5 protein-coding genes are annotated in these 6,504 nt (G+C 72.6%); 3 read left to right on the top strand and 2 right to left on the bottom strand.

What is annotated here, in order from left to right; all coding sequences use genetic code 11:
* Nucleotides 1-109 precede the first annotated feature (109 nt).
* Both ACFQ87_RS43195 and ACFQ87_RS43190 read left to right on the top strand, forming a co-directional pair.
* The gene (locus ACFQ87_RS43195) at nucleotides 110-2,692 is read left to right on the top strand and encodes a SpoIIE family protein phosphatase (protein ID WP_380616496.1); all 2,583 of its coding nucleotides are present in this window, start codon (nucleotides 110-112) and stop codon (nucleotides 2,690-2,692) included.
* A gap of 178 nt (nucleotides 2,693-2,870) precedes the next feature.
* Nucleotides 2,871-3,962, top strand: a complete 1,092-nt coding sequence (locus tag ACFQ87_RS43190) for a PP2C family protein-serine/threonine phosphatase (RefSeq protein WP_380616494.1) — start codon at nucleotides 2,871-2,873, stop codon at nucleotides 3,960-3,962.
* 89 nt (nucleotides 3,963-4,051) lie between these two features.
* Here the strand turns inward: ACFQ87_RS43190 and ACFQ87_RS43185 are convergent, their stop codons facing one another.
* Nucleotides 4,052-4,351 carry a YciI family protein gene (locus ACFQ87_RS43185; RefSeq protein WP_380616493.1) on the bottom strand — a complete coding sequence of 100 codons (300 nt, stop codon included), beginning with the start codon at nucleotides 4,349-4,351 and terminating at the stop codon, nucleotides 4,052-4,054.
* Between the two features lie 243 nt (nucleotides 4,352-4,594).
* Between ACFQ87_RS43185 and ACFQ87_RS43180 the strand changes: the two genes are divergently transcribed.
* On the top strand, nucleotides 4,595-5,509 hold the full coding sequence (locus tag ACFQ87_RS43180; RefSeq protein ID WP_380616492.1) for a hypothetical protein: 915 nt from the start codon (nucleotides 4,595-4,597) through the stop codon (nucleotides 5,507-5,509).
* Nucleotides 5,510-5,681: 172 nt separating this feature from the next.
* Here ACFQ87_RS43180 and ACFQ87_RS43175 read toward each other — a convergent pair.
* Nucleotides 5,682-6,504, bottom strand: an 823-nt coding sequence (locus tag ACFQ87_RS43175; protein WP_380616490.1) for an alpha/beta fold hydrolase, incomplete at its 5' end; no start/stop codon positions are given.

The raw sequence follows: 6,504 nt of genomic DNA, 5'->3' as shown, positions 1-6,504 counted from the left end.
CCTTCAAACTCCCGCCTGCGGGGCGGGCCCGTCTGGCGGCCCTCCCGGCGGGCGGGGAGAATGGTGGTCGCAAGGCTTGCCGCCGCGAGACGCGGAGTTGGTAACTGGTGTGAAGAGTTCCCCCCGCCCCGCCGCCGAGTCCGCCACGCCGCTCGCACCCGGGCCCGGCGCCGGTGAGAAGGGGCTCAGGTCGGGCGCCCTGGGGCTGTTCTCGTCGGTGGCGATCGGGATCTCCTCGACCGCGCCGGCGTACAGCCTGGCGGCGGCGCTCGGCGTGATCGTGGCCAGGGTGGGGCTGCAGGCCCCGATCATCACCATGCTGGCGTTCGTGCCGATGCTGCTGATCGCGTACGCCTACCGGGAACTGAACGCCGTCAACGCCGACTGCGGGACGACCTTCGCCTGGGCCACCCGCGCATTCGGCCCACACGCCGGCTGGATGGGCGGCTGGGGCCTGATCGTTGCCGACGTGATCACCATGGCGAACCTCGCCGAGATCGCCGGCATCTACGGCTTCCGGCTGGTCGGACTGGAGTCGCTGGCGGCCAGCCGGGTGTGGACCACCGTGGCCGGGGTGGTCTGGATCGCCTTGATGACGGCGGTCTGCTACGTGGGCATCGAGGTGTCGGCGGTCCTGCAGCGCTGGCTGGTCTGCCTGGAGGCCGCGACCCTGGTGCTTCTCGCCGTCACCGCCCTGGTCAAGGTCTACACCGACGGCCCGCCGACTGCGATGCACGTATCCGCCTCCTGGTTCAATCCGCTGAACGTCCCCTCCCCTCAGGCACTGACCACCGGGGTGCTCGCCGCGGTGTTCATCTACTGGGGGTGGGATACCGCGCTCACCGTCAACGAGGAGACCGCGGACAGCCGGCACACCCCCGGGCGGGCCGCCGTGCTGTCCACCGTCCTGCTGCTGGTGATCTACGGTCTGGTCGCCACCTCGGCACAGGCCTTCGCCGGGGTCGGCACCACGGGCATCGGGCTGGCCAACCCGGACAACTCCAGAGACGTGCTCTCCGGCCTAGGCGGGGCGGTGTTCGGCACCACCGGGCTCGGCCCCGCGCTGACCAAACTGCTGATCCTGATGGTGCTGACCTCGGCGGTCGCCTCCACCCAGACCACCATCCTGCCGACCGCCCGCACCGTCTTCTCGATGGCCGCGCACAAGACCGTGCCGTCCGGCTTCGCCCGGCTGCACCGCCGGTTCCTGACCCCGACCTGGTCGACCGTCGGCATGGGGCTGGTGTCGATCGTCTTCCTGGTACTGCTCACCTCGGTCAGCCACGACGTGCTGTCCGACTCCATCGACTCGGTGGGCCTGGCAATCGCCTTCTACTACGGTCTGACCGGCTTCGCCTGCGTCTGGTACCACCGCCGGGTGCTCACCCGCAGCCTCCGGGACCTGCTGTTCAAGGGCGTCCTGCCCGGGATCGGCGGGCTGATCATGCTGTTCCTGTTCTGCTACGCCGCCTTCCACGTCTACGCCGCCCCCGACTACGGCGCGACCTCCGTCCGGCTGCCGCTGCTCGGCCGGGTCAGCGGGGTGACCGTACTGGGGCTGGGCGCGCTGCTGATCGGCGTGGCGCTGATGCCGGCGGTCACCCGGGAGCACACCGCGGCACTGCGGCTGCAACGCACCCTGCTGCCGCACCGGCTGCCGGCGCTGAGCGCGGTCGAGTCGGCCAGTCGCTACCTGCCGGCCGACAGCCGCACCGGGGTGGGCGGGGACTGGTACGACGTCATCCCACTGTCCGGCTGCCGGGTCGGCCTGGTGGTCGGCGAGGTGCTCGGCCACGGTGTGCGGGCCGCCGCCGCGATGGGCCGATTGCGGTCCGGCATCCGGGTGCTGGCCCGGCTGGACCTGGATCCGGAGGAGCTGCTCACCCGCCTGGACGACGTGGTACGCGAGGAGGACGACCCGCGCAGGGCGCGCGGCGGCGTGACCTGCCTGTACGCGGTGTACGACCCGGTCGACGGCCGGTGCAGCCTGGCCCGGGCGGGCCACGCGCCGCCCGTCGTGGCCGACCCGGAGGGCGGCGTCCGCTACGCGGAGCTGCCGGCCGGGCGGCCGCTGGGGCTGGCCGGCCCGCCGTTCCAGCGCGCCGAGCTGGTCCTGCCGACCGGCAGCCTGATCGCCCTGTACACGGACGGCCTGGTCGAGACCGTCGACGGCCCGCGCGGGCTGACCGAGACGCTGGCCGGGATCCGCCAGCCGCTGGAGAGCCTGTGCGACGAGGCGCTGGCGACCCTGCTGCCCGGGCCGGTGGACGACGACGCCGTCCTGCTCCTGGTCCGCACCCGCCGGCTCGGCGCCGGGCAGGTCGCCGACTGGGACCTGGCGCCCGACCCGGCGGCGGTCGCCCGGGCGCGTCGCCTGGTCACCGGGCGGCTGAACGAATGGGGCCTGGCGGAGCTCGAGTTCACCACCGAACTGATCGTGAGCGAGCTGGTCACCAACGCGATCCGGTACGCCCCCGGGCCGGTCCGGGTCCGGCTGATCCGGGACCGCAGCCTGATCTGCGAGGTCTCGGACACCGGGCACACCTCGCCGCACCTGCGCCAGGCCGCCCGGGACGACGAGGGCGGGCGCGGCCTGTACATCATCGCTCAGATCACCGAGCGCTGGGGCACCCGCTATACCGAGGAGGGCAAGACCATCTGGACCGAGCAGGACCTGCCCGCCGAGGGCTGACGACCGCGACCGGGCCGACTGCGACCGGCGCCCCCGCCGACCGGCCTCCCCGTCCGCCAGGCGGGGCCGGAGGCGTCGATGTGGCGCCGCCGGTCGATCCGGGCGAGGAGAGGCGCTTAACTGTGGAGTGGGGGAAACGACGCGGCTGTGGGGACGAGCGGGACAGAAGGGCAGTCCGGTGGCTGATGTCTCGAACACGAGGGCGTGGCGTTCGCTGCGATTCCTGCCCAAGTGGTCGCACCGGGCCACGGTCGGTGGCTATGTGCTGGTCGCGGCCGCGGTGGCGCTGGATTTCGCCAGCGGGCCCGGTGTCACGTTCGCCCCGATGCTCGCCGCCCTCCCCGTCCTGGCCGGTGTGGGCGCCCGCCGGGCCGCGGTCCCGCTGACGGCCGGGGTGGTCGCCGGCGCGATCGTCGTCGGCCTGGCGGCCTACGACGACGCCGTGCCCGATGTCGTGATGGCGACCGCGGTGGCCACAGTGGTCGTGGTCACCCTCTTCAGCTGTATCAACGTCGTGGTGGTGACGGCCCAGGAGCGGGAGCTGGCCAGGGTCCACACGGTCGCCGAGGCCGCGCAGCGTGCCCTGCTGCGCCTGGTGCCCCGGCGGATAGGGCCGCTGGTGGTCGCGGTGCGCTATGTGGCGGCGGAGGCCGAGGCACGGATCGGCGGGGATCTGTACGAGGTGATGCCGACCCCGTACGGGGTGCGGTTGTTCCTCGGCGACGTGTGCGGCAAGGGCTTGGCCGCGGTGGAGACTGCGGCCGACGTGCTGGGGGTGTTCCGTGAGGCCGCGCGGGCCGAGCCGGATCTGGCGGAGGTGGCCAGGAGGCTGGACTCGGCGCTCGCCCGTCGTCCGGAGAGCGAGGAGTTCGTCACGGCGGTTCTGGTCAGCATCCCCGACACACCGGGACCGGCGGTCGTGGTCAACTGCGGGCACCCGCCGCCGCTTCTCTGCCGTGACGGTCAGGTCAGCACGGTGGAGCCGGCCGTCGAGGCACCCCCGCTGGCGCTGCTCGGCCTGGTCGGCGGGAACTACCACGCCGAGTCGATCGCCTTCGACCGCGGCGACCTGCTGCTGCTCTACACGGATGGCGTGTCAGAGGCCCGGGACGCGGCGAGCCGGTACTACCCGCTCGCCCAGCGCCTGGCCGCCCTGCCGCACGGGGAGCCGGACGCCCTGCTGGACGAGCTGCTCCTGGACGTGCGGGCGTACGTCGGCTCCGGGCTGACGGACGACGCGGCCCTGCTCGCCGTCCGCCGGGAGCGGTGACCGGTTCAAGCCGTCCCTTCAGGCGATCGCCGAGGCCACCGGCCTGCTCGCGCCCGGCAACAGCGGGCGCTGAGACCTGGAGCGTCCCGTTACGCCGGCCGTTGGTGCCGGTACTCCTCCAGCGCGGCCGACGTCCTCATCGCGCGGAAGTTCGTGATGCTGTACTCGGCCAGCCCCGCCACCGAGTACGGGTCGTCCTTGGTGATGTCCTCGATCTGCGCACGGTCGACGCCGACCGCCACGATGACCGCGCCATCGCGGGGGTTTTTGGGGCCCGATGCGATGAAGACGCCGGATTCGTAGTGCGTGTCGAGCCAGGCGACGTGTTCGGGGTGGGCCGCTTCGATGCGGTCGAGCGGCGCGGTGTAGGTCAGCTCAAGAATGAACATGATCGACATCATAGCGACCGGTAACCGCACGGTCGCGCAGAGGCAGCGGTGCAGATCGCCCGCTCCCGGACCCGTGTCGCGGTCGAGGCCGCCGTCGACGAAGAGCCGTCAGTCCATTCAGGCCTCCCGAGCAACTCCTTCGAGTGGCGATCGGCCGCCACCGGCCGGAAATGGCCCGGCGGACCCGCCGGCGCCTGCACGATGGCGCGCCCGATGCTGGTGGCCGACGGACGGACGACAGGGATGGCCTCGAACACTCGCGCACACGCACCGCTGGACGGCTTGACCATGGTGCTGCGCAAGCTCCCGCAGGTGACGGTGCTGTTCTGGATGCTCAAAACGGTCGCCGTGACTCTCGGAGAGTCCGCCGGGGACCTGCTCGGAATCACCTTCCAGCTCGGCTACGTCACCACCGCGTTCCTCTTCCTCGCGTTCTTCCTGGTCGTCGTCGTGGCCCAGGTGCGCGCGGAGCGGTTCCACCCGGCGCTGTACTGGTCGGTGGTGCTGGGCACGAGCATGGTCGGGACCGAGGTGTCCGACTTCCTCAACCGCGGTTTCGGCCACGGCAGCGCCCCCGACGGCATCGGCTACGCCTCCGGCGCCACGATCCTCGCGGCCCTGCTGGCGCTGGTCTTCCTCGTCTGGTGGCGCACCGGGCAGACGTACGACGTGGAGAACATCTCCAGCCGCACCGGCGAGATCCTGTACTGGATCGCGATCCTGGTCTCCAACACCCTGGGCACCTCGAGCGGCGACTGGCTCTCGGACGACACCGGCCTGGGCTTTCGTAACGCCTTCCTGGCCATCGTGGGCGTCATGGCGCTGATCGTGGCCGCGTACTACCTGACGTCGATCAATCGGATGGTGCTGTTCTGGCTGGCGTTCATCCTCACTCGCCCCCTGGGTGCGGCCGGCGGCGACGCGCTGACCAAGCCCGCGTCCGAGGGCGGCCTGGGCTGGGGCACGGCGGGCGGCACCGCGGCGCTGAGCGCCGTGCTCCTGGCCCTGATCGCCTACCAGACCCGGCAGATCCGCCGCCACCCCCTGGCCCCGCTGCCGGTCTCCGTGGACCGGCGTACCGGACGGCCTCAGCGCCCCAACGGAGCCCTGGTCCAAGCGGTGACGCCGTTGACGGACGGCGAACCGATCGACACGTAGCCGAACGTGATGGCCCCGGGCCGAGCCTGCGGGCATCGCGTCGAACTGACAAGGTCGCCGGCGGGCTCGGACATGCGGCGCTGGTCGGACGACACGGACAACACGGACGGCGAGCCGGCGGCGGTGGCCCGCTTGGCGCTGGAACGCCCGCCTGTAGAGCGGTAGTTCGTCCTCAGCCCCGGTCGAGCAGCTCGCGGACGCCGTCGGCGACCAGGGCCGGCTGCTCGGCCTGGATGAAGTGGCCGGAGTCGACGGCCTCGTAGCGCCCGCCCGCCAGCGTGTCGGCCCAGCGGTGCTGGTGCGACTGGAGGGCGGGGTGGGTGCGTTCGCCGCCGCGGCGGGGACGGTCGGCGGAGAGCAGGATCGTGGGGCAGGTCGGGGGTGCGGGCGGGGCCGTGCGGAACCGGGGGATCGCGGCGGCGACGGCGCGGAACTCGCGGCGGGTCTGGGCGAGGCCGGCCGGGACGAAGTCCTCGGCGAGCATGGTCGCGTAGGTGTCCGGCGGGAAGACCTGCCGGACGTTACCGCTGGCCAGACGGGCGAGCGGGCGGAAGCGGGTGAGCGGCTGCACGAGGGCGAGCGTGCGGTCGACCCGGCGGGCGATCTGGTCGATGGCGTCGTACGACGGTGCGGTCTCCGGCGTCGGGTCGATCAGCAGCAGGCCGCGCAGCCGGGGTGCCAGGCGCTCGACGGCCAGGCGGGCGACCAGGCCGCCCATGCTGTGCGCGACCAGGACGAAGCGGCCGGGGACGACGGCGTCGGCCAGGGCGACCAGGTCCGCCGCCAGCTCGTCCACGGTGAGGGGCGCATCGGTGCGGGCGCTGCGGCCGAAGCCGGAGCGGTCGTAGGTGACGAGGCGGGCGCGGTCCCTGAGCAGGGGCAGCACCGGGTCCCAGGACGTGCGGCCGAGGCCCTGGCCGGCCTCGAAGAGCACCTGGTCGGGACCGGTGCCCGACTCCTCGATGTGGAGCGACCGCCCGTTGACGGTGACCGTT

It is taken from the genome of Kitasatospora sp. NPDC056531 (assembly GCF_042794375.1).
Taxonomy (GTDB): Bacteria; Actinomycetota; Actinomycetes; order Streptomycetales; family Streptomycetaceae; genus Kitasatospora.
The sequence above is the reverse complement of the archived record's forward strand: the minus strand, read 5'-3'. Positions and strand labels throughout refer to the sequence as shown.